The organism is Xanthomonas sp. SHU 308 (assembly GCF_000364645.1).
GTDB lineage: Bacteria > Pseudomonadota > Gammaproteobacteria > Xanthomonadales > Xanthomonadaceae > Xanthomonas_A > Xanthomonas_A sontii.
The window spans coordinates 1-19882 of sequence record NZ_AQOK01000188.1; the positions used below are offsets into that span (position 1 = coordinate 1).

The window sequence follows — 19882 nt, forward strand, 5'->3', positions numbered from 1 at the left end:
CGGACGCGCCGCCGCCGTCCAGCGCGCGCTAGGCGGCCGCCGCCTCGCGCGCCACCGCGCGCTTCAACAGCATCTCCAGCGCCTTGCCGACCGCGGCGAAGGCGAACGCACCGGTGATGTGGGTGGCCGCGCCCAGCCCGGCGCCGCAGTCCAGGTTCAAGGCCGCATCCGGCCCCAGCACCGGCCGCAGTCCGCAGACGCTGCCATCGGCCTGCGGATAGCGCACGTTCTCCAGCGAGTACACCGCCGGCACGCCGAAATAGCGCTGCGGGTTCTTGGGGAAATTGAACTCGCTGCGCAGCTTCTTGCGGATCAGCGCCAGCATGGCGTCGTGCTCGGTGCGCGACACGTCGCGGATCCGCACCAGGGTCGGATCGGTGCGCCCGCCGGCCGAGCCCACGGTCAGCAGCGGCAGCTTGCGCCGGCGGCACCAGGCGATGGTCTCGACCTTGACCCGAAAGCTGTCGCAGGCATCGATCACCAGGTCGAAGCCGGCATCGAGCAAGTCGGCGATGTTGGTCGGGGTGAGGAAGGCCTCGACCGCCACCGCCTCGATCTGCGGATTGATCGCCACGCAGCGCTCGGCCATCGCCACCGCCTTGTTGCGCCCGTACTGACCGGCCAGTGCCGGCAGTTGCCGGTTGGTGTTGGACACGCAGATGTCGTCGGCGTCGATCAGGGTCAGATGCCCGACGGCCGAGCGCGCCAGCGCCTCGACCACCCACGAGCCGACCCCGCCCATGCCCACCACCGCCACCCGGCACTGCGCCAGCCGCGCGATCGTGCCTTGCCCGTAGAGCCGGTCGATGCCGGCGAAGCGTTCGCGCCATTGTTCGTTCATCCGCGCATTTTAGGGGATTGCCTGGGGAGCCGGGATTGGGGACTGGGGACTGGGGATTCGCGGCGTGGCTTGGCGGCCCGCGCGCGACGCGTCGCCGCAGGCGTACCATCGGCACTCCATCCCGCTGCGCATGCCTGCCATGGCCAAGCCGCCCTCATCCCCGCCCGCCTCCACCTCACGCTATCTGTTCGTGCTGCTGGCCGGCCTGTTGCTCGGCCTGGTGCTGACGGTGATGGCGCTGCGCGCGGTGCAGGCGCGGCAGGATCCATTCCCGCGCAGCCTGATGCAGGTCATGGGCAAGCAACTGGCGCTGCTCGAACGCGACGCCGCGCACCGGCAATGCAGCGGCGCGGGTCCGCAGGCGCGGCTGCGCACGCTGCGCCTGCTCGGCGACGAACTGGGCACGGCGTTTCCCGACCTGGCCGACGACAGCCGCTTCCGCGAGCACGCCGATGCGCTGCGCGCCGGTGTGGACGCGGCGCTGGCACAGCCGCCGGCCGACTGCGCCGCGCTGGCGCAGGCGCGCCAGCAGATCGACGAACGCTGCGACGCCTGCCACCGCGATTTCCGCTGAGCGTTCGCTGAGAGCCGCACCGAGCTTGCTGCAGGGGTTTCGCTGACGGACCGACGCAGGCCTCGCTGCGCTGGCGACGTGGCTTCAGCGCACATGTGCCAGTGCGCGTGTCGATGAATTGCCGCTGACGCGAGCCGGCGCGAGGCTGAACGGCCCCTGCCAGGGTTGGCGTTTCATTCACGCAGGGATGGACAGGATGCGTGCGAACGCGGCGCTGCCGCCGCGCTCCATCACTGTCGAGGAGAGCACCCATGAAGATTCAACTGATGGCCACCGCTGCCGTGGCGACCCTGGCGCTGGCAGGCTGCGCCACGTCCCCGGGCTATGGCGGCGGTTACGGCGGCGGCTACAGCCAGCCGGCGCGCGGCGGTTACACCCAGACCCGTTGCGCCGACTGCGGCATCGTCACCCGCATCGACACCGTACCGTCCGGCCGCACCGCGCCGTCGGCCACGGGCGCGATCCTGGGCGGCATCGTCGGCGCGGTCGCCGGCCATGAGATTTCCGATCACACCGGCGGCAGCAAGGGCAACCAGAACGTGTCGGCGGTGGCCGGCGCGGCGGCTGGCGCACTCGCCGGCAACCAGATCCAGAAGAACGTCACCAGCGATACCTACGACGTGCATGTGCAGATGGACGACGGCCGGGTGATCGTGGTCAACCAACGCGACCTGGCCGGGGTGCGCGAGAACACCTACGTGCGCGTGGTCAACGGGCGCGTCGTGCCGCGCTGATCGGCCTCGGCGACCTGCCCCGAAACGCAAAAAGGCCCGCAGTGCGGGCCTTTTTGCTGCGCGCGACGCGGCGCGCGACAACGCCTCAGAGCGGCTGCACCGCGTCGGCCTGCAGGCCCTTCTGGCCCTGCACCACGGTGAAGCTGACCTTCTGGCCTTCCTTCAGGCTCTTGAAGCCCTGGGTCTGGATCGCCCGGAAGTGCACGAATACGTCCTCGCCGTTTTCGCGGCTGATGAAACCGAAACCCTTGGCATCGTTGAACCACTTCACGGTGCCGTTTTCGCGATTGCCAGTGCCGTTCATGATCGACTTACTCCTTGGAACACGTCTCAGGGGTGGGTACGCCGTGGGGTGCGGCGGCTGGTTGCAAGGAGGAAGCGAGGTATAACGATGTAGCGGATCGGTGGATCTACCGCATCAGGCCACGATTCACGGTGACCTTTGCAAACGCAGCGGCTGCAACTTACCCCGGTCAAAATGAAAATGCAATCAGCAAAAAGACCCCATCTGTCAACCCCCAAACCTCCCCCGCGGTGAGCCACGTGGACCCTGCGTTCATCTATTACATCTGTGCCGGTCTCCTGGTGCTGGTCGGGCTGGCAGGGGTGCTGCTGCCGGCCCTGCCCGGCACGCCGCTGATGTTCGCCGGGATGCTGCTGGCTGCCTGGGCCGACGGCTTCCAGCGGCTGGGCTGGCCGACGCTGACCGTGCTGGGCGTGCTCACCGCGCTGTCGCTGCTGGTCGACCTGCTGGCCACCGCGTTCGGTGCGCAGCGCGTCGGCGCCAGCCGCAAGGCGTTGTGGGGATCGGTGCTGGGCGGGATCGCCGGCATGTTCTTCATGCCGATCGGGCTGTTCGTCGGTCCCTTCGTCGGCGCCCTGGTCGGGGAGTACTGGCACGGCCGCGAACTGCGCCAGGCGACCCGCGTCGGCGTCGGCACCTGGCTGGGCATCGTCCTGGGCACCGCCGCCAAGCTCGGCCTGGCGCTGGCGATGCTCGCGGTGTTCGCGGTGGCTTGGCTGCTCTGACGCAGCACGCCTGAAGCCGGCGTCGCGGCGGCAGCATGAACGTGTGATGACCCTGTTGTCGTCACTTCCTGTATTTTCCCTGCCGGCCATTCACCCCGGCAGCGCACCACCCGCCCGCGCCGCCCGTTGCAGCGAGAACCGCATGTCCCATCGTCAGGTCCGTCCCCTGTTGCTGCTGTCGATCGCGGCCGTGCCGCTTGCGCACGCGCAGGAAGTCCTGCCCACCCCCGCCTCGCCGGAAGCCTGCGTGGCGATTTCCAGCGACGCCGCCCGCCTGGCCTGCTACGACCAGGCGTTGTCGCGCCGCACCGCCGATCCGCAGGCCGCCGATGCCGCGGCAAAGGCTGCCAGCGAACGCCAGAAGCAACAGCTGGACGCCAGCGTGCCGGAAGACGCCGGCGTCGCCGAGCGCACCCGCCAGCGCGCCGCCGCGATCTTCAAGCAGGACCGCTACGACAGCACCATCGCCAATGCCGGCAAGGGCTCGCTGCTGGACAGCCGCTGGGAACTGGCCAAGGACTCCAAGCTGGGCACCTTCCAGCTGCGCGCCTACAAGCCGGTGTACCTGCTGCCGGCGTTCTGGACCAGCAAGAAGAACGAGCTGCCGTCCTCGCCGAACCCGGTCAACACGGTGACCACCGCCGAGCCGCTGGACAGCGTGGAGGCGAAGTTCCAGCTGAGCTTCAAGACCAAGATCGTGGAGAACATCTTCGGCGACAACGGCGACCTGTGGGGCGCGTATACCCAGAGCTCGCGCTGGCAGGTCTACAACGCGGAGCAGTCGCGGCCGTTCCGCGAAACCAACTACGAGCCGGAACTGATGCTGGTGTTCCGGAACAACTACAGCCTGTTCGGCTGGAAGGGCCGGATGACCGGCATCCAGCTGACCCACCAGTCCAACGGCCGCAGCGATCCGCTGTCGCGCAGCTGGAACCGGGCGATGCTCAACATCGGCCTGGACCGCGACAACTGGGCGCTGGTGCTGCGCCCCTGGTACCGCATCCCGGAGAGCCGCAAGCAGGACAACAATCCGGACATCGAGGACTACATGGGCCGCGGCGACGCGACCCTGATCTACAACCGCAACGGCCACGAGGTGGCGCTGATGGCACGGCATTCGCTGCGCGGCGGCGACCGCTCGCACGGCGCGGTGCAGCTGGACTGGGGCTTCCCGATCAGCAACCTGCTGCGCGGCCATGTGCAGGTGTTCGACGGCTATGGCGAGAGCATGATCGACTACAACCACCGCGCCACCTACGTCGGCGTCGGCATCTCGCTGCTGGAATGGTTCTGATCGGCCACGGCTGACCGGCGCACGCGACGCCCGCCTGGGCGTCGCGTGCGCCGGTCGCTCAGAACCGGTAGTTGCCCTTCAACCAGAGATTGCGGCCCGGTTCGGCGATACGCACCGGGTCGGCCGGGAAGCCGAAATCGGCGCTGCCGGCCAGGTTGAGATGTTCGCTGTAGCGGCGGTCGAACACGTTGTCGATGCCGGCGCTCAGCCGCAGCCCCTCACTGACCCGGTAGCCGCCGCTCAGCCCCAGCGTGGCGAAACCGGCGCTGCGGCCGAGGTCGCGGCCAACCACGTTGCCTTGGTCCAACGCCACCCGCCCCTGCCGCGCCACCGCGCGCAGCAACGCCCCGGCCGACCAGCGCTGCCCTTCCCACTCCAGTCGCAGCCGCGATTCCAGCGGCGGCATCTGCGGCAAGGGCGTGCCGTCGCTACGGTTCTCGCCCCAGGCGTAGGCCAGCGTGCCGCCGAGGGTCAGGCCGTGCAACGGCTGCCAATCCAGTCCCGCCTCGGCGCCGGCGATGCGCGCATCGACATTGTCGACGCGGGTGGTGGTGCCCATCATGCCGCCGTCGGCATAGGTGAAGAGGATGAAGTCCTGCACCCGCCCGGCGTAGGCGGAGACCCAACCCTGCACGGTTGCGCCGCGGTACTGCAGGCCGAGATCGAGCTGGGTGGTGCGTTCCGGGCGTAGCCCGGCGAAGGCGTTGGCCGCGCCCATCGGGCCCATGTCGGCAGAGAACAGCTCCCAGTAGTCCGGCATGCGTGCGCTGCGGCCGAGGCCGGCATACCAGACGGTGTCGGCCGAGAGGTTGCGCTCCACGCGCAGGAAGCCGCTGCCCAGGTCTTCGCTGCGCGTCTGTCCGGCAGTGGGATTGGGCATGCCCATCATGCCGATGCTGCGCCGGGTGTCCTCGACCTGCGCGCGGTCCAGGCGCAGGCCGGCAATCCAGCGCTGCGCCGTGCCGGCGCCGAAGGTCGCCTCGGCGAACGCGCCAAGATTGTCGAACCGCGCGTCGGTGCGCCACGGCACGGTCCGGTATGCGCCCTCGCCGCTGGCGCTGCGGTCGCGGTGGCGGCTTTGCTGGGTGTCGACGCCGGCCTGGACCACGACCTGGTCCCAGCGCCACTCCGATTCTACGCGCCCGCCGCGGGTGCGCCGGTCCACGTTGGCGGCCATCGGCATCGGCATCGCCGACTGCGGGTTGGGCCGGCGCAACGTGTAGTTGTCCATGACGTGGTCGGCGTCGTTGACGTAGGCATTGGCGCGCAGCGCTTCCCAGGCGCCGGGCAGGTCGGTGCGCTCGAAGCGCGCGGCGTAGCTGGTGCGACGGAACTGGGTGCCGTCCATGCTGCGCCCGGCGTAGCGGGCCAGGCCGTCGCCGCTGCCGGCGGAGAGTTCCAGCACGGTGTCCGGGTCCGGGGTCCAGCCCACCGCGGCGTCGGCATTCCACTTGCGCCAGCGCGACGGCACCACCGCGCCGTCGCCGTCGCGGTAGTCGCCGGACTCGGAGCGGTTGGCGTCCACGCGGGCGTAGCCGCTGCGGTTGCCGCCACGCAGGTCCAGGTTCTGGTCGTTGCGGTTCCAGGACCCGACCAGCGCGCTGGCCTCGCCTTCCAGGGTCGGCGCCGCGTAATGCGGGGTGTCGCGCTCGAAGCGCACGGTGCCGGCGGAGGCGCCGGGGCCCCAGCGCACGGTCTGCGGGCCCTTGACGATGGTGAGCCGGTCGAAGGTCTCCGGGGCGATGTAGGACAGGGCGTTGTCCATCCGCGCCGGGCACGCCCCGACCAGGGTGCCGTCGTTGCTGAGCACGTTGAGCCGCGAGCCGAACATGCCGCGCAGCACCGGATCGCCGTTGGTGCCGCCGTTGCGGATCGCGGCGAAGCCCGGCACGGTCTTCAGATAGTCGGCGCCGTCGCTGGCCGGCACCGGCTGCCGCGGCAGCTTCGGATCGACCGTCCAGGTCAGCGGCGCGACCGGCGCGGTGGCGGTCACCTGCATCCGGTCGAGGGTGGTGGCATCGGGCGCTTCGGCATGGCCGGAAGCGGGAAACAGACTGACAAGAATGCAGCACGACAACGCCGCCCGCGCGGGCGACGGCAGGAACTGAGGCATGAGGTGGACTCCAGAAAAGAACGGCGCCGGCGCGCCTAGCGCACCGGAAACAGGAGAGCGTTCTGGAGATTCGGTGGCGGCCCGCGTGCGGCGTGCGCACGCCAGCGCACAGCGGCATGGACGCGATGACGCAGCGGCGTCGCGGCCCTCGGCGCCGGCAAGGCTGCGGCCAGCAGCAGGACGATCGCCAGCCATGGCAGCAGCCGTGCGGCGAGCAGGCAGTAGTCGCAGGCGGCATGCGCCGGGCCATGGTCGCGCTGTGCGCCCGACACCTCGTGGTGATCGGCGTGGATCGTGTGCGCGGCACCATGTTCCGGTGGCAGTTCCGGCATCGCCTGCAACCCGGCCGTCGTGCACATCGGCACCGACAGGCTTGCGGTCTCCAGCAGCCGGCTGGCCACCGGCGCGACCACCAGCAACAGCGCGGCCAGCAAGGCGGGCCAGCGCATCAGGCGGCGCAGTCGGGCGGGAGCACGGAGGACGGACACCGCATCATTCTAGGCGGCCGCGTCGGCAGCGGGTCGGCCGCAGTCGCGGGTGCGACAACGTGACGCAGGCGGGGGCGCCGCGTGCTGCTCGACGACGCGCGACGCCTCTTGCGCGCGGTGAATCACGTGAGCGGTCAGCGCACGTGCTTGTGAATCAGCGCTTTGCTGATTCGGCTCTCATGTCGAAGACCAGAAAAAACGGACGAGCGGAGTCTCAACGAACCTATCTTCGTTGTCCGGAGAAAGCTGCCGCACCCCGACAGCCGACGCACCACGACATAGCCACCGTTGCTTCCGAAACCACGCTTCCGCGCCATACCTCACGCCCAATCGGTAATGCCTTCCCGCCGATAGGTTTCGTGGAACGCCGGGCGCGCCTTCATCCGCTCGGCCAGCGCCTTGAGCGCCGGCCAGCTGTCGGTGGGCCGCGGCATGTTGCGCGACCAGCGCATCAGCATGACCAGCACGAAGTCGGCGGCGCTGCAGTGCTCGCCGAGCAGATACGGGCCGCCCTGCTCCAGGTGGGTCGCCACCTCGTCCCAGGCCTTTTCCAGGAACGCGCGGGCACTGGCGCGCACGCGCTCGGCATTGTCGGCACCGGCCGGTTCGTCGGGATAGAACCAGTCGCGGTAGGCCGGCATCAGGGTGTAGGCGCCAAACAGCATCCAGCGGTAATAGGCCGCGCGTTCATGGGTGCCGGGCGGCGGCGCCAGGCCGGCGTGCGGATAGAGGTCGGCCAGGTGCATGGCGATGGCGACCGATTCGGTCAGCACCTGCCCGTCCAGCACCAGCGTCGGTACCCGCCCCTGCGGGTTGAGCGCCAGGTATTCGGGGCTCTTCTGCTCCTGGCGCTCGAAATCGAGCATGCGCAGTTCGAAATCGACCTGCAGTTCGATCAGCAACCAGTGCACGACGAACGAGGCGGTACTGGGCGAACCGTAAAGCACGATGGACACGACGCTTTCCCCGGAGGCGGAACCAGCGCCGATTATTGCCGCGGCGCCGGCACACCGCCAGCGCCGCGCGGAACGCCGGCGACTTCGCCGGCGTTCGCGCTGCGGCCGATCAGGCCTCGACCACCACCGGGATCTTGCCGATGCGCGCCTGCCACTCGCGCGGGCCGGTCTTGTGCACCGACTCGCCGCTGGCATCGACCGCCACGGTCACCGGCATGTCCTTGACCTCGAACTCGTAGATCGCCTCCATGCCCAGGTCTTCGAACGCCAGCACCTTGCTGGCCTTGATCGCCTTGGACACCAGGTAGGCCGAGCCGCCGACCGCCATCAGGTACACCGCCTTGTTGTCGCGGATCGCGGCGATCGCCGCATCGCCGCGCTCGGACTTGCCGACCATGCCCAGCAGGCCGGTCTGCTCCAGCATCTGCCGGGTGAACTTGTCCATGCGCGTGGCGGTGGTGGGGCCGGCCGGGCCGACCACTTCGTCGCGCACCGGATCGACCGGGCCGACGTAGTAGATGAAGCGGTTGGTGAAGTCCACCGGCAGCGTCTCGCCGCGGTTGAGCATGTCGATCATGCGCTTGTGCGCGGCGTCGCGGCCGGTGAGCAGCTTGCCGTTGAGCAGGATCGTCTCGCCCGGCTTGAAGCTGGCCACTTCCTCGCGGGTGATGGTGTCCAGGTTCACCCGGCGCGCATTGGTCGGGTTGTAGGTCAGCTTGGGCCAGTCTTCCAGCGATGGCGGATCCAGCATCACCGCGCCGCTGCCGTCCAGGGTGAAGTGCGCATGGCGGGTCGCCGCGCAATTGGGGATCAGCGCCACCGGCAGGTTGGCGGCGTGGGTCGGGTAGTCCTTGACCTTGATGTCCAGCACCGTGGTCAGGCCGCCCAGGCCCTGCGCGCCAATGCCCAGCGCGTTGACCTTCTCGTACAGCTCCAGGCGCAGCTCCTCGGCACGGTTGGACGCGCCGCGGGCCTGCAGGTCGACGATGTCGATCGGCTCCATCAGCGCTTCCTTGGCCAGCAGCATCGCCTTCTCGGCGGTTCCGCCGATGCCGATGCCGAGCATGCCCGGCGGGCACCAACCGGCGCCCATGGTCGGCACGGTCTTGAGCACCCAGTCGACGATGGAGTCGGAGGGATTGAGCATGGCGAACTTGCTCTTGGCCTCCGAGCCGCCGCCCTTGGCCGCGACGATGACGTCGACGGTGTCGCCGGGGACGACCTTCACGTTGACCACCGCCGGGGTGTTGTCCTTGGTGTTCTGGCGCTTGCCGGCCGGGTCGGCCAGCACCGAGGCGCGCAGCTTGTTGTCCGGATGGTTGTAGGCGCGGCGCACGCCCTCGTTGACCATGTCTTCCACGCCCATGGTGGCGTCGTCCCAGCGCACGTTCATGCCGATCTCGAGGAACACGGTGACGATGCCGGTGTCCTGGCAGATCGGCCGGTGGCCTTCGGCGCACATGCGCGAATTGATCAGGATCTGTGCGATGGCGTCCTTGGCCGCCGGCGACTGCTCGCGCTCGTAGGCCGCGGACAGATTCTTGATGTAGTCGACCGGATGGTAGTAGCTGATGTACTGCAGCGCGTCGGCGACGGACTGGATGAGGTCTTCCTGCTTGATCGAGGTCACGGCTGGCTCTGCGGCTGGCGGGGGGAAACCCGCCCATTTTAGGGCAAAGTGGCGTCCCCGCCCGCTGTCACGCCGGCACGCCCTGTTCCGTCCTGGTCGTCATGACCCACGATCCGATCTTCGAATCCCACCGCCCCCGCCTGTTCGGCCTGGCCTACCGCCTGCTCGGCAGCCGCGCCGACGCCGAGGACACCGTGCAGGACGCCTGGCTGCGCTGGCAGGCCAGCGACCGCAGCACGATCCGCGACCCCGAGGCCTGGCTGGTGACCACCACCACCCGGCTCGGCCTGGACCGCCTGCGCGCGGCGCGTAGCGCCCGCGTCCACTACGTCGGGCCGTGGCTGCCCGAGCCGCTGGAGATCGCCGACGCAGAAGACGCCGACCCGGCCGAGCGCCATGACCGCGCCGAGCAGGTGTCGCTGGCGTTCCTGGCATTGCTGGAGCGGCTGAACCCGCACGAGCGCGCGGCGTTCCTGCTGAAGGAGGCCTTCGACCACGACTACGCGCAGATCGGCCGCACCCTGGAGCGCAGCGAGGCCGGCTGCCGGCAACTGGTGCACCGGGCGCGCGAACGGCTCGGCCAGGGCCAGGCGCGCTTCGCGGTCACGCCCGAACGCCACCGCCAGTTGCTGGAGCGCTTCCTGCACGCCTCGCAGCGCGGCGACCGCGCCGCCATCGCCGCCTTGCTGCACGCCGACGCGCAGTTGCGCTCCGACGGCGGTGGCAAGGTCACCGCCAGCCTGCGCCCCCTGCACGGCGCCGAGCGCATCGGCCGGCTGTACTGGGCCGTGGCGCGGCGCGGCCTGGGCCTGCAGGCGCGGATCGGCACGGTCAACGGCGAACCGGCGATCCTGCGCTTCCTGGGACCGCGGCTGCAGTCGGCGACGCTGCTGGTGATCGACGGCGAACGCATCGCCGAAGTGCTGACGCTGATGAACCCGGACAAGTTGCCGGCGCCGACGGCGCGACCTGCAGCCAGCCGCGCTTGACCTGCGCCAGCGCTGTCACGCCGCGACGCGCCGCCGCGTCCTGGAGGGGAAGGCGGCCATGGTGGCCGCCATGCGCGACCCACCATGCACTTCCATCGCATCGACTACACCCGCCACGAACCCGACGCATTCCGCGCCCTGCTCGGCGCCAGCCAGCAGGTCCACGACGGCACGCTCGGCAGCGTCCTCACCGAACTGGTGTTCCTGCGCGTCTCCCAGCTCAACGGCTGCGCCTACTGCATCGACATGCATGCCACCGCCCTGCGCAGGGCGGGCATCGAACCGCGCAAGCTCGACACCCTCGCCGCCTGGCGCGACAGCCGCTTCTTCGACGCCCGCGAGCGCGCCGCGCTGGACTGGGCGGAAGCGCTGACCACGCTGCCCGCGGGCACGCCGCCGCAGGCCGTCTACGACGCACTGAAGGCGCAGTTCGACCCGGCCGGAATCAGCGCGCTGACCATGGCCGTGGCCCTGATCAATGCCTGGAACCGGCTGGGCGTGGGGCTGCAGCCGGCGCTGCCGTAAGGGCGCTGCGCGCCGGGATTGGGGATTCGGGATTGGGGATTCGGAGGCAGGATCGCGTAGTCGGCAAGGATGCGTAGCATTTCAAAACTCCCGAATGCTCACCGCTGGACGCACGACCACGCATGCCAACACCAGGCAAACCCAGCGCGCGCGGCTCTGCTTGCACGAATCCCCAATCCCGAATCCCCGGCTTTTCAGCAGCCGAATGGCTGATCATCCCGCTGGCGTACGCCACCAGTCCACCGACATGTCCCCGCAACACGCCGCCGCTAGCGTGGCGCGCATCCCAGACGTGGAGCGCGCGCATGATCGAGAACGCCCTTGCTGTCGGCCTGGCCGACGAGACCGACCTGGCCCTCGCCTCCCCCGAACCGCAGTCCCGCGCCGGCGCCAGCTACCGCCACCGCCTGCTGATGTGCGCGCCGCAGCACTTCGCGGTGGACTACGTGATCAATCCGTGGATGGAAGGCAACGTCCACGCCGCCAGCCGCGAGCGCGCGCAGGCGCAATGGAACGCGCTGGTGTCCGCCGCCGAGGCGGCAGGCGCCCGCGTCGACTGCATCGCTGCCGCGCCGGGCCTGCCGGACATGGTGTTCAGCGCCAACGCCGGCCTGGTGCTCGGCGACCGTTTCGTGCCCAGCCGCTTCCGCCACGCCGAACGCAGTGGCGAGGAAGCCTTGTTCACCGCCTGGTGCCGCCAGGCCGGCCTGCGCATCTGCGAACTGCCCGAGCAGGTGTATTTCGAAGGCGCCGGCGATGCGCTGCTGGACCGCGGCGCACGCCGGCTGTGGATGGGCCACGGCCACCGCAGCGACCTGGCCGCCGCGCACGAGCTGACCGACCTGCTGGACATCGAGGTGGTGCCGCTGCGCCTGGTCGACGCGCGCTTCTACCACCTGGACACCTGCTTCTGCCCGCTGCGCGACGGCTACCTGCTGTACTACCCGGCCGCTTTCGATGCCGACGCGCAACAGGCGATCGCCCAGCACATCCCGGCCTCGCGGCGCATCGCCGTCGGCGAGGCCGACGCCCTCGCCTTCGCCTGCAACGCGGTGGACCTGGACGACATCCTGCTGCTCAACCGCGCCTCGTCCGAACTGTGCGCCGCACTGGCCGCGATCGGCTACCGCGTGGTGCAGACCCCGCTGGACGAATTCCTCAAGGCGGGCGGCGCCGCAAAGTGCCTGACCTTGCGGCTGGACGAGTAAGCCGAAAGGCTCCCGCGAGCCGCACAATCAGCCCCTCTCCCACCGGGAGAGGGGTTGGGGTGAGGGTACGGCCGCCATGGAACGCCTGGCGGTAGCAAGCATTTCGAGGCTTCGCCCGTACCCTCATCCGCCCCTTCGGGGCACCTTCTCCCGCAGGGAGAAGGGAAGCGCTCGCCCCTCTCCCCGGGAGAGAGGTTGGAGTGAGGGTGCGACACACCGCATGACACAGCCGTCGCGCCGGGCAGCCCACGCCGCTACCAACCCCATCAGCACAGACCGAGGACCGCATTGAGCACCTCGCGCCACAACTGATCGAGGTCGATGCTGCCTCGACCGCCGAACAGGCGAAACAGGCTGTAGCCGATCGCGAAGACTCCATACGACAGCGTCAACACCACCATCGTCGCGTCGCCCCACCGCAGCAGCGCGGCGGCGACCAGGACGAAAACCGCGCAACCGAGCAGTTCGCACCACGACGGCAGGCGCGCACGCAGGCGGGCGACGGCACACGAAACGGGATCGAACATGGCACAGCCTCGGCTGGACAGCGACGAGGCTACCCCATGCCCCGCCCTTAGAAAGCGCGCGCCAGCCATCGGGTCAGCGCCGGTGCAGCCTTCGTCGCCGCGCAGCCCACACTCCCCGCCCACACCCTGCCCCGGCACAATGCGCCGATGGCCTCCACCTCCCCCTCCCATGGCGGCGCCCGCGCCGCGCCCCGCACCGGTCCGAGCCTGCGCGAGCGCTTCGATGCGATGCGCAACCTGCCGCCCTTCCTGCGCCAGATCTGGCAGACCAGCCGCTGGCTGACCCTCAGCAGCATCGGCCTGCGCGTGATCCGCGCGCTGCTGCCGGTGGCCGCGCTGTACGTCGGCAAGCTGATCATCGACGAGGCCATCCACCTGGTCGGGCAATCGCCCGGGTTCGACACGCTGGGCCAGGCCCTGGCCAGCGGCCGCCTGAACCGGCTGCTGGAACTGCTGGGCCTGGAGCTGGCGCTGGCGATCGCCTCGGACCTGCTCGGGCGGCTGGTCAGCTACGCCGACACGCTGCTGTCGGAGCTGTTCAACAACACCACCAGCGTGCAGTTGATGGAGCATGCCGCGCAACTGGACCTGGAGGATTTCGAGGATCCGGAGCAGCAGGACCGGCTGGACCGCGCGCGGCGCCAGACCATGGGCCGCATGAACCTGATGAGCCAGTTGTTCGGCCAGGTGCAGGACGCGATCACCGTGGTCAGCTTCGCGGTCGGCCTGCTGGTGTACGCGCCGTGGCTCATCGCCCTGCTGGCGGTGGCGCTGGTGCCGGCCTTCATCGGCGAGGCGCACTTCAACGCGCTGGGCTACTCGCTCAACTTCCAGTGGACGGCCGAACGCCGCCAGCTCGACTACCTGCGCCAGCTCGGCGCCAGCGTCGAGACCGCCAAGGAAGTGAAGATCTTCAACCTGCACAACTTCCTGATCGCGCGCTACCGCGCCCTGGCCGACCGCTACTTCCAGGCCAACCGCGCGCTGGCGCGCAAGCGCATGCTGTGGGGCACGCTGCTGGCGGCGCTGGGTACGCTGGGCTACTACGGCGCCTACGGCTACATCGCCTGGCGCACCGTGCGCGGCGACTTCAGCATCGGCGACCTGACCTTCCTGGCCGGCAGCTTCCTGCGCCTGCGGCAGTTGCTGGAAGGCCTGCTGATCGGCTTCTCGCAGGTGGCCGGGCAGGCGCTGTACCTGGACGATCTGTACTCGTTCTTCCGCATCGTCCCGGAGATCCGCACCCGCCCGGGCGCGGTACCGGTGCCGCGGCCGATCGTGCAGGGCTTCGTGTTCGAGAACGTCGGCTTCCGCTACCCGGACGCCGAACAGTGGGCGGTGCGGCACCTGGACTTCGCCCTGCGCGCCGGCGAAGTGCTGGCCCTGGTCGGCGAGAACGGCGCCGGCAAGACCACCCTGGTCAAGCTGCTGGCGCGGCTGTACGACCCGGACGAGGGCCGCATCCTGCTCGACGGCCGCGACCTGCGCGACTACGACCTGGACGACCTGCGCGCCAACCTGGGCGTGATCTTCCAGGATTTCGTGCGCTACCACTTCAGCGCGGGCGAGAACATCGGCGTCGGCCAGGTCGACGCACTGGACGACGCGCCACGGATCCGCGCCGCCGCGCAGCGGGCGATGGCCGCCGAGTTGATCGACGGCCTGCCGCAGGGCTACGCGCAGGTGATCGGGCGCCGCTTCAAGACCGGCGTGGACCTCTCCGGCGGCCAGTGGCAGAAGATCGCCATCGCCCGCGCCTACATGCGCGACGCGCAGGTGATGATCCTCGACGAACCGACCGCCGCGCTGGACGCGCGCAGCGAGTTCGAGGTGTTCCAGCGCTTCAAGGAGCTGTCCGACAACCGCACCGCGGTGCTGATCTCGCACCGCTTCTCCAGCGTGCGCATGGCCGACCGCATCCTGGTCCTGGCCGACGGCCGGATCGAGGCCAGCGGCACCCATGATGAACTGATGGCGCAGGGCGGCCGCTACGCGGAACTGTTCGAACTGCAGGCCGCTGGGTATCGTTAGCCCGTCCGCCCCTTCCGACGCCGCCATGCTCCGTACCCTGCCCTGCCTGTTCGCCGCCGCCCTCGCCGTCCCGGCGCTCGCTGCTCCCGCCGCGGACACACCGGCACCGTCCGACTACGCCGCGGCCAAGGCCCTGGCCGACCGCGACGAAGCCAGCCTGCCGGCGGCGATGCAGGAGCGCCTGCAGACCCTGCAGCGCGCGGCGCTGGACGAGGGCGTGGCCAGTTGCGCCACGCCGCGTCCGGACACCTCGCCGTTCACCGTGGTGGTGCAGGTGCAGACCGACGGCAGCGTCGGCGCCAGTTGGCGCAACGGCACCACCCCGCTGGCCCTGTGCCTGGAGCGTTTCCTGCGCCAGCGCCCGCTGCTGGCGCCGCCGCAGGCACCGCTGTACCTGTCCTACGAGGTCTCGTTCGAGAAGTGAGCCGGATCGCCGGGATCGGCCCGACCCTCAAATGAGAGTTGATCTCATTTGAGCCGGCATGGGGTAGAATGGCCGCCGTTCCTTCCCCATCACGATCAACGGCATGTCTTCCGCTTTTGGCCCCGAAACGGTGCTCGATGTCCGCCACTGGACCGAGGACTACTTCAGCTTCACCACCACCCGCAACGACGGCTTCCGCTTCGACAACGGCCAGTTCGTGATGATCGGCCTGGAGACGGAGACGCGGCCGCTGCTGCGCGCATATTCCATCGCCAGCGCCAACTGGGAAGAGCAGCTGGAGTTCTTCAGCATCAAGGTGCCGGACGGCCCGCTGACCTCGCGCCTGCAGCACATCAAGCCGGGCGATTCGGTGCTGGTCGGCAAGAAACCCACCGGCACCCTGCTGATCAGCGACCTGCACCCGGGCCGCCACCTGTACCTGCTGGGCACCGGCACCGGCCTGGCGCCGTGGCTGTCGGTGATCAAGGACCCGGAAACCTACGAGCGCTTCGACAAGGTGATCCTCACCCACGGCGTGCGCTTCGAGAAGGACCTGGCCTACCGCGACTATTTCGAGAAGGAACTGCCGCAGCACGAGTTCCTCGGCGAGACCATCCGCGAGAAGCTGCTGTACTACCCGGCGGTGACCCGCGAGGACTTCCGCAACCGCGGCCGCCTCACCGAGTTGCTCGAGAGCGGCGAAATGCAGCGCACCCTCGGCCTGCCACCGCTGAACCCGGAACACGACCGCGCGATGATCTGCGGCAGCCCGCAGATGCTGGCCGACCTGCGCCATACCCTGGACGCCCGCGGCTTCGTCGCCTCGCCGCGCATCGGCTCGCCGGGGCACTACGTGTTCGAGCGCGCCTTCGTCGAGAAGTGATGGCGCTGCGCGTCTCCGATCATAGGAGCGGCTTCAGCCGCGATGAGCGTTCCCGGTAAAGCATCGCGGCTGAAGCCGCTCCTGCCGGATAAGCGATACGGCGGCAGGTCAAAGCGAAATAGTGGGGAGTATTTTGTGGGAGGGACTTCAGTCCCGACGCCTTTAACTCGAACGCGTCGGGACTGAAGTCCCTCCCACAAGAGCAAGCATCCAGCATTCAAGACCACGCCGAGCGTCCTCGGCCGAATCGTTACCCCAGCGCCCGCTCGATCTCGTCGGCCAGCGCTTCCGGCTTGTCGGTCGGCGCATAACGCGCCAGCACCTGGCCATCGCGGCCGACCAGGAACTTGCTGAAATTCCACTTGATCGCGGCGATGCCAAGCAGCCCGGATTTCTGCTGCTTGAGCCAGCGCCACAGTGGATGCGCGCCGTCGCCGTTGACCTGCACCTTGGCGAACATCGGGAAATCGACGTCGTAGCTCAGCGAACAGAACTGGCGGATCTCGGCGGCATCGCCCGGTTCCTGGTGGCCGAACTGGTCGCAGGGAAAGCCCAGCACCACCAGCCCGCGCTCGCGATAGCGCTGCCACAGCGCCTGCAGTCCGGCGTACTGCGGGGTGAAACCGCACTTGGAGGCGACGTTGACGATCAACAGCACCTTGCCGGCGTAGTCGGCAAGCGGCTGCGCCTGCCCGTCGAGCGTGGTCGCGGTGAAGGCGTAGGCGGTGGTCGGCGTGTCCATGGATCCTCGTGGTGCGGCGCGCCGCAGCGGCGCTGGGTCGAGGCGATGCTACGCGGTGGCCGCACGCGTCGCCAGCGAACCGGGGCCGATGCGCGAGGCCGCGTCGCAGAGGTGGGCGCGAACGCGCCAGCACACCGCCAGCGCATCACCGATGCGTGGCCGCACCGGCGCCGCCACGCGCGAAAGCGCACTGCATCAAGGTTCACGCCAAATGCCGCAAAGCCTTGCGAAACAAGCGCCGATGCTGCAGCGCTCCCATGGCTTTCGTCACGGGTCACGCCTGCCGGCCTGGGGTAGCCTGCCCGATCACCATGATTGCGGATACCGCTTGATGACCTCTCGCCTCGCCCTTGCCCTCGCCGCCACGCTCGGACTCGCCATGCCCGCCTACGCCGCTCCGGCCACAACGCCCACCGCCGCCACGGCGGCCACGCAGGCCAACCCGTTCTTCGCCGAAAGCCCGCTGCCGCTGCACTACCCGCAGTTCGACAAGATCAAGGACAGCGATTTCGCGCCCGCGTTCGACGCCGGCATGGCGCAGCAGCTGAAGGAAATGCAGGCCATCGCCGATCAGACCGCCAAACCGACCTTCGACAACACCATCGTGGCGATGGAGAAGAGCGGGCAGGTCCTGGACCGCGCCACCACCGTGTTCTTCAACCTGGTCGGCGCCGACACCAACGACACCCGCAAGAAACTGCAGGCCGAGTACGCCGGCAAGCTGGCCGCGCACCGCGACGCGATCGCGCTCAATCCCAAGCTGTTCGCGCGCATCCAGACCCTGTACGACACCCGCAACCAGCTCGGCCTGGACGCGGAGGGCGTGCGCCTGATCGAGAAGTACCACAGCGACTTCGTCCGCGACGGCGCCAAGCTCAACGACGCCGACAAGGCCAAGCTCAAGGCGATGAACGCCGAACTGGCCGAACTGGGCACCAAGTTCAGCCAGAACGTGCTGGCCGAAGTGAACGCCGCCGCGGTGGTGGTGGACGACGTCAAGCAGCTCGACGGCCTGTCCGACGCGCAGATCGCCGCGGCCGCCGAAGCGGCCAAGGCGCGCAAGCTCGACGGCAAGTACGTGATCGCCCTGCTCAACACCACCGGCCAGCCGCCGCTGGCGCAGCTCAAGGATCGCGCCCTGCGGCAGAAGATCTACGAGGCCTCGGTGTCGCGCGGCAGCCACGGCGGCCCCTACGACAACACCGCGCTGGTGTCGCGGATCATGACCCTGCGCGCCGACCGCGCCAAGCTGCTCGGCTATCCGAATCACGCCACCTACTCGCTGGAAACCCAAACGGCCAAGACCCCCGAAGCGGTCAACGCGATGCTCGGCAAGCTGGCCCCGGCCGCGGTGGCCAACGCCAAGCGCGAGGCGGCCGACCTGCAGGCGATGATCGACCAGGAGCAGAAAGCCGCCGGCAAACCCGGCTTCAAGCTCGAGGCCTGGGACTGGGCCTACTACACCGAGAAGGTGCGCCAGGCCAAGTACGACTTCGACGAGGCCCAGCTCAAGCCCTACTTCGAACTGAAGAACGTGCTGGAAAACGGCGTGTTCTACGCCGCCAACCAGGAATACGGGCTGACCTTCAAGCAGCGCACCGACCTGCCGACCTACCGCGACGACGTGCTGGTCTACGACGTATTCGATGCCGACGGCAGCCAATTGGCGATCTTCATCGCCGACATGTACGCGCGCGAGTCCAAGCGCGGCGGCGCGTGGATGAGCTCCTACGTGTCGCAGTCGGCGCTGACCGGCGACAAGCCGGTGGTCGCCAACCACCTCAACATCCCCAAGCCGCCGGCCGGGCAACCGACCCTGCTGACCTGGGACGAGGTCACCACCGCCTTCCACGAATTCGGCCATGCCCTGCACGGCATGTTCTCGAACGTGAAGTACCCGTACTTCTCCGGCACCAGCGTGCCGCGCGACTTCGTCGAGTTCCCCTCGCAGGTCAACGAGATGTGGGCCGACGATCCGGCCATCCTCAAGCACTACGCCAAGCACTACCAGAGCGGCGCGCCGATGCCGCAGGCACTGCTGGACAAGGTGGTGGCCACCGCCAAGTTCAACCAGGGCTTCGCCACCACCGAGTACCTGGGCGCGGCGATGCTCGACCAGCGCTGGCACCAGCTGAGCGCCGGCCAGGTGCCGCCGGCATCGGGCGTGATGGACTTCGAGGCCAAGGCGCTGGCCGCCGACGGCATCGCCTATGCGCCGGTGCCGCCGCGCTACCGCACGCCGTACTTCAGCCACATCATGGGCGGCTACGCGGCCGGCTACTACGCCTACATCTGGGCCGAGGTGCTGGACGCCAATACCCAGCAGTGGTTCAAGCAGCATGGCGGGCTGAGCCGCGCCAACGGCGACCGCTTCCGCAAGACCCTGCTCTCGCGCGGCGGCAGCGTCGATGCGATGCAGTTGTTCCAGGACTTCGCCGGACACGCGCCGCAGATCGAACCCTTGCTGGAGAAGCGCGGCCTCAACGCCACGCCGGCGGCGACGCCGAGCGCACGCTGAGGGCGCAGCGCGGCACGGCCCGTGCGGCCGTGCCGCCACGTCGCGACGACGTCACGGCGGAACACACCCGCGACCGACCGCAGAACGCAACACGCACGACGCCCGGCTCAGCCGGGCGTCGTGTTTTTCAGCCTGCCGTCGCGATGGCCACGCGCGGTACGCCGCGCGTGGCCGTCAGCGGCTTACTGGCCGTCGCTGGAGGCGTTGATGCTGGCACCCAGCGAGGCATTGCCGCCGGCCTGCCCCTGCGCCTGACCGCTACCGGCCTGCGCACCGCCCTGGCCGCCCGCACCCGCCTGGCCCGACACCGACCCGCCGTGCGTGCCCACGCTGTGCGAGGCGCTGCCGCTGGCCGCACCGTTGGCACTGCCGCTGC

Annotated in this window: 20 protein-coding genes; 11 read left to right on the forward strand and 9 right to left on the reverse strand. The window is 69.3% G+C overall.

Annotated features, from left to right (window positions below; translation table 11 throughout):
* Positions 1 to 28: 28 nt before the first annotated feature.
* Entirely contained in the window at positions 29 to 841 is an 813-nt protein-coding gene (locus D588_RS0107435) for a tRNA threonylcarbamoyladenosine dehydratase (RefSeq protein WP_017912803.1), read from the reverse strand.
* Between the two features lie 139 nt (positions 842 to 980).
* Between D588_RS0107435 and D588_RS0107440 the strand changes: the two genes are divergently transcribed.
* Together D588_RS0107440 and D588_RS0107445 are read left to right on the forward strand one after the other, a co-directional pair.
* On the forward strand, positions 981 to 1415 hold the full coding sequence (locus tag D588_RS0107440) for a hypothetical protein (protein ID WP_017909028.1): 435 nt from the start codon (positions 981 to 983) through the stop codon (positions 1413 to 1415).
* A 251-nt stretch (positions 1416 to 1666) separates the two neighbouring features.
* Positions 1667 to 2149 (forward strand): glycine zipper 2TM domain-containing protein, encoded by a 483-nt coding sequence (locus D588_RS0107445; protein WP_017912805.1) that lies wholly within the window; start codon positions 1667 to 1669, stop codon positions 2147 to 2149.
* Positions 2150 to 2234: 85 nt separating this feature from the next.
* Here the strand turns inward: D588_RS0107445 and D588_RS0107450 are convergent, their stop codons facing one another.
* A complete protein-coding gene (locus tag D588_RS0107450) occupies positions 2235 to 2453 on the reverse strand; it encodes a cold-shock protein (protein WP_017909030.1) in 219 nt (72 codons plus the stop codon).
* 239 nt (positions 2454 to 2692) lie between these two features.
* On the opposite strand from D588_RS0107450, the gene D588_RS0107455 reads away from it, so the two are divergent.
* Both D588_RS0107455 and D588_RS0107460 read left to right on the forward strand, forming a co-directional pair.
* Positions 2693 to 3178: a DUF456 domain-containing protein gene (locus D588_RS0107455; protein WP_026143477.1), complete on the forward strand. Its 486-nt coding sequence runs from the start codon at positions 2693 to 2695 to the stop codon at positions 3176 to 3178.
* Between the two features lie 142 nt (positions 3179 to 3320).
* A complete protein-coding gene (locus tag D588_RS0107460) occupies positions 3321 to 4472 on the forward strand; it encodes a phospholipase A (RefSeq protein WP_026143478.1) in 1152 nt (383 codons plus the stop codon).
* 58 nt (positions 4473 to 4530) lie between these two features.
* Here D588_RS0107460 and D588_RS0107465 read toward each other — a convergent pair whose 3' ends face one another.
* The 4 genes from D588_RS0107465 to D588_RS0107480 all read right to left on the reverse strand — a co-directional run bounded on the left by D588_RS0107465 (position 4531) and on the right by D588_RS0107480 (position 9659).
* The gene (locus D588_RS0107465; protein WP_026143479.1) at positions 4531 to 6585 is read right to left on the reverse strand and encodes a TonB-dependent copper receptor; all 2055 of its coding nucleotides are present in this window, start codon (positions 6583 to 6585) and stop codon (positions 4531 to 4533) included.
* Between the two features lie 35 nt (positions 6586 to 6620).
* Positions 6621 to 7034, reverse strand: coding sequence for a DUF2946 family protein (locus tag D588_RS0107470; protein ID WP_017915530.1), 414 nt, complete (start codon positions 7032 to 7034; stop codon positions 6621 to 6623).
* Between the two features lie 359 nt (positions 7035 to 7393).
* The gene (locus tag D588_RS0107475; protein WP_017915531.1) at positions 7394 to 8029 is read right to left on the reverse strand and encodes a glutathione S-transferase family protein; all 636 of its coding nucleotides are present in this window, start codon (positions 8027 to 8029) and stop codon (positions 7394 to 7396) included.
* 109 nt (positions 8030 to 8138) lie between these two features.
* Positions 8139 to 9659 carry a fumarate hydratase gene (locus tag D588_RS0107480; RefSeq protein ID WP_017912810.1) on the reverse strand — a complete coding sequence of 507 codons (1521 nt, stop codon included), beginning with the start codon at positions 9657 to 9659 and terminating at the stop codon, positions 8139 to 8141.
* 101 nt (positions 9660 to 9760) lie between these two features.
* Here D588_RS0107480 and D588_RS0107485 point away from each other — a divergent pair, with 101 nt between their 5' ends.
* The 3 genes from D588_RS0107485 (at position 9761) to D588_RS0107495 (ending at position 12381) form a co-directional block, all read left to right on the forward strand.
* Positions 9761 to 10648, forward strand: coding sequence for an RNA polymerase sigma-70 factor (locus tag D588_RS0107485; RefSeq protein ID WP_017915532.1), 888 nt, complete (start codon positions 9761 to 9763; stop codon positions 10646 to 10648).
* A gap of 84 nt (positions 10649 to 10732) precedes the next feature.
* On the forward strand, positions 10733 to 11173 hold the full coding sequence (locus tag D588_RS0107490; RefSeq protein WP_017915533.1) for a carboxymuconolactone decarboxylase family protein: 441 nt from the start codon (positions 10733 to 10735) through the stop codon (positions 11171 to 11173).
* Between the two features lie 305 nt (positions 11174 to 11478).
* Complete coding sequence (locus D588_RS0107495; RefSeq protein WP_017915534.1) at positions 11479 to 12381, forward strand: arginine deiminase-related protein; 903 nt, start codon at positions 11479 to 11481, stop codon at positions 12379 to 12381.
* A 266-nt stretch (positions 12382 to 12647) separates the two neighbouring features.
* On the opposite strand, the gene D588_RS0107500 is transcribed toward D588_RS0107495, so the two are convergent.
* Positions 12648 to 12908 (reverse strand): hypothetical protein, encoded by a 261-nt coding sequence (locus tag D588_RS0107500; RefSeq protein ID WP_017915535.1) that lies wholly within the window; start codon positions 12906 to 12908, stop codon positions 12648 to 12650.
* Between the two features lie 147 nt (positions 12909 to 13055).
* Here D588_RS0107500 and D588_RS0107505 point away from each other — a divergent pair, with 147 nt between their 5' ends.
* From D588_RS0107505 to D588_RS0107515, 3 genes are all read left to right on the forward strand, one after another.
* On the forward strand, positions 13056 to 14939 hold the full coding sequence (locus D588_RS0107505; RefSeq protein ID WP_017915536.1) for an ABC transporter ATP-binding protein: 1884 nt from the start codon (positions 13056 to 13058) through the stop codon (positions 14937 to 14939).
* Positions 14940 to 14964: 25 nt separating this feature from the next.
* Complete coding sequence (locus tag D588_RS0107510) at positions 14965 to 15363, forward strand: hypothetical protein (protein WP_017915537.1); 399 nt, start codon at positions 14965 to 14967, stop codon at positions 15361 to 15363.
* A 103-nt stretch (positions 15364 to 15466) separates the two neighbouring features.
* Complete coding sequence (locus tag D588_RS0107515) at positions 15467 to 16246, forward strand: ferredoxin--NADP reductase (RefSeq protein ID WP_026143480.1); 780 nt, start codon at positions 15467 to 15469, stop codon at positions 16244 to 16246.
* A gap of 250 nt (positions 16247 to 16496) precedes the next feature.
* On the opposite strand, the gene D588_RS0107520 is transcribed toward D588_RS0107515, so the two are convergent.
* The gene (locus D588_RS0107520; protein ID WP_017915538.1) at positions 16497 to 16988 is read right to left on the reverse strand and encodes a glutathione peroxidase; all 492 of its coding nucleotides are present in this window, start codon (positions 16986 to 16988) and stop codon (positions 16497 to 16499) included.
* A 331-nt stretch (positions 16989 to 17319) separates the two neighbouring features.
* Here D588_RS0107520 and D588_RS0107530 point away from each other — a divergent pair, with 331 nt between their 5' ends.
* Positions 17320 to 19506 carry a M3 family metallopeptidase gene (locus tag D588_RS0107530; RefSeq protein ID WP_026143481.1) on the forward strand — a complete coding sequence of 729 codons (2187 nt, stop codon included), beginning with the start codon at positions 17320 to 17322 and terminating at the stop codon, positions 19504 to 19506.
* Between the two features lie 182 nt (positions 19507 to 19688).
* Here the strand turns inward: D588_RS0107530 and D588_RS0107535 are convergent.
* On the reverse strand, positions 19689 to 19882 hold a 194-nt coding region (locus tag D588_RS0107535; RefSeq protein ID WP_017915541.1), incomplete at its 5' end, for a hypothetical protein.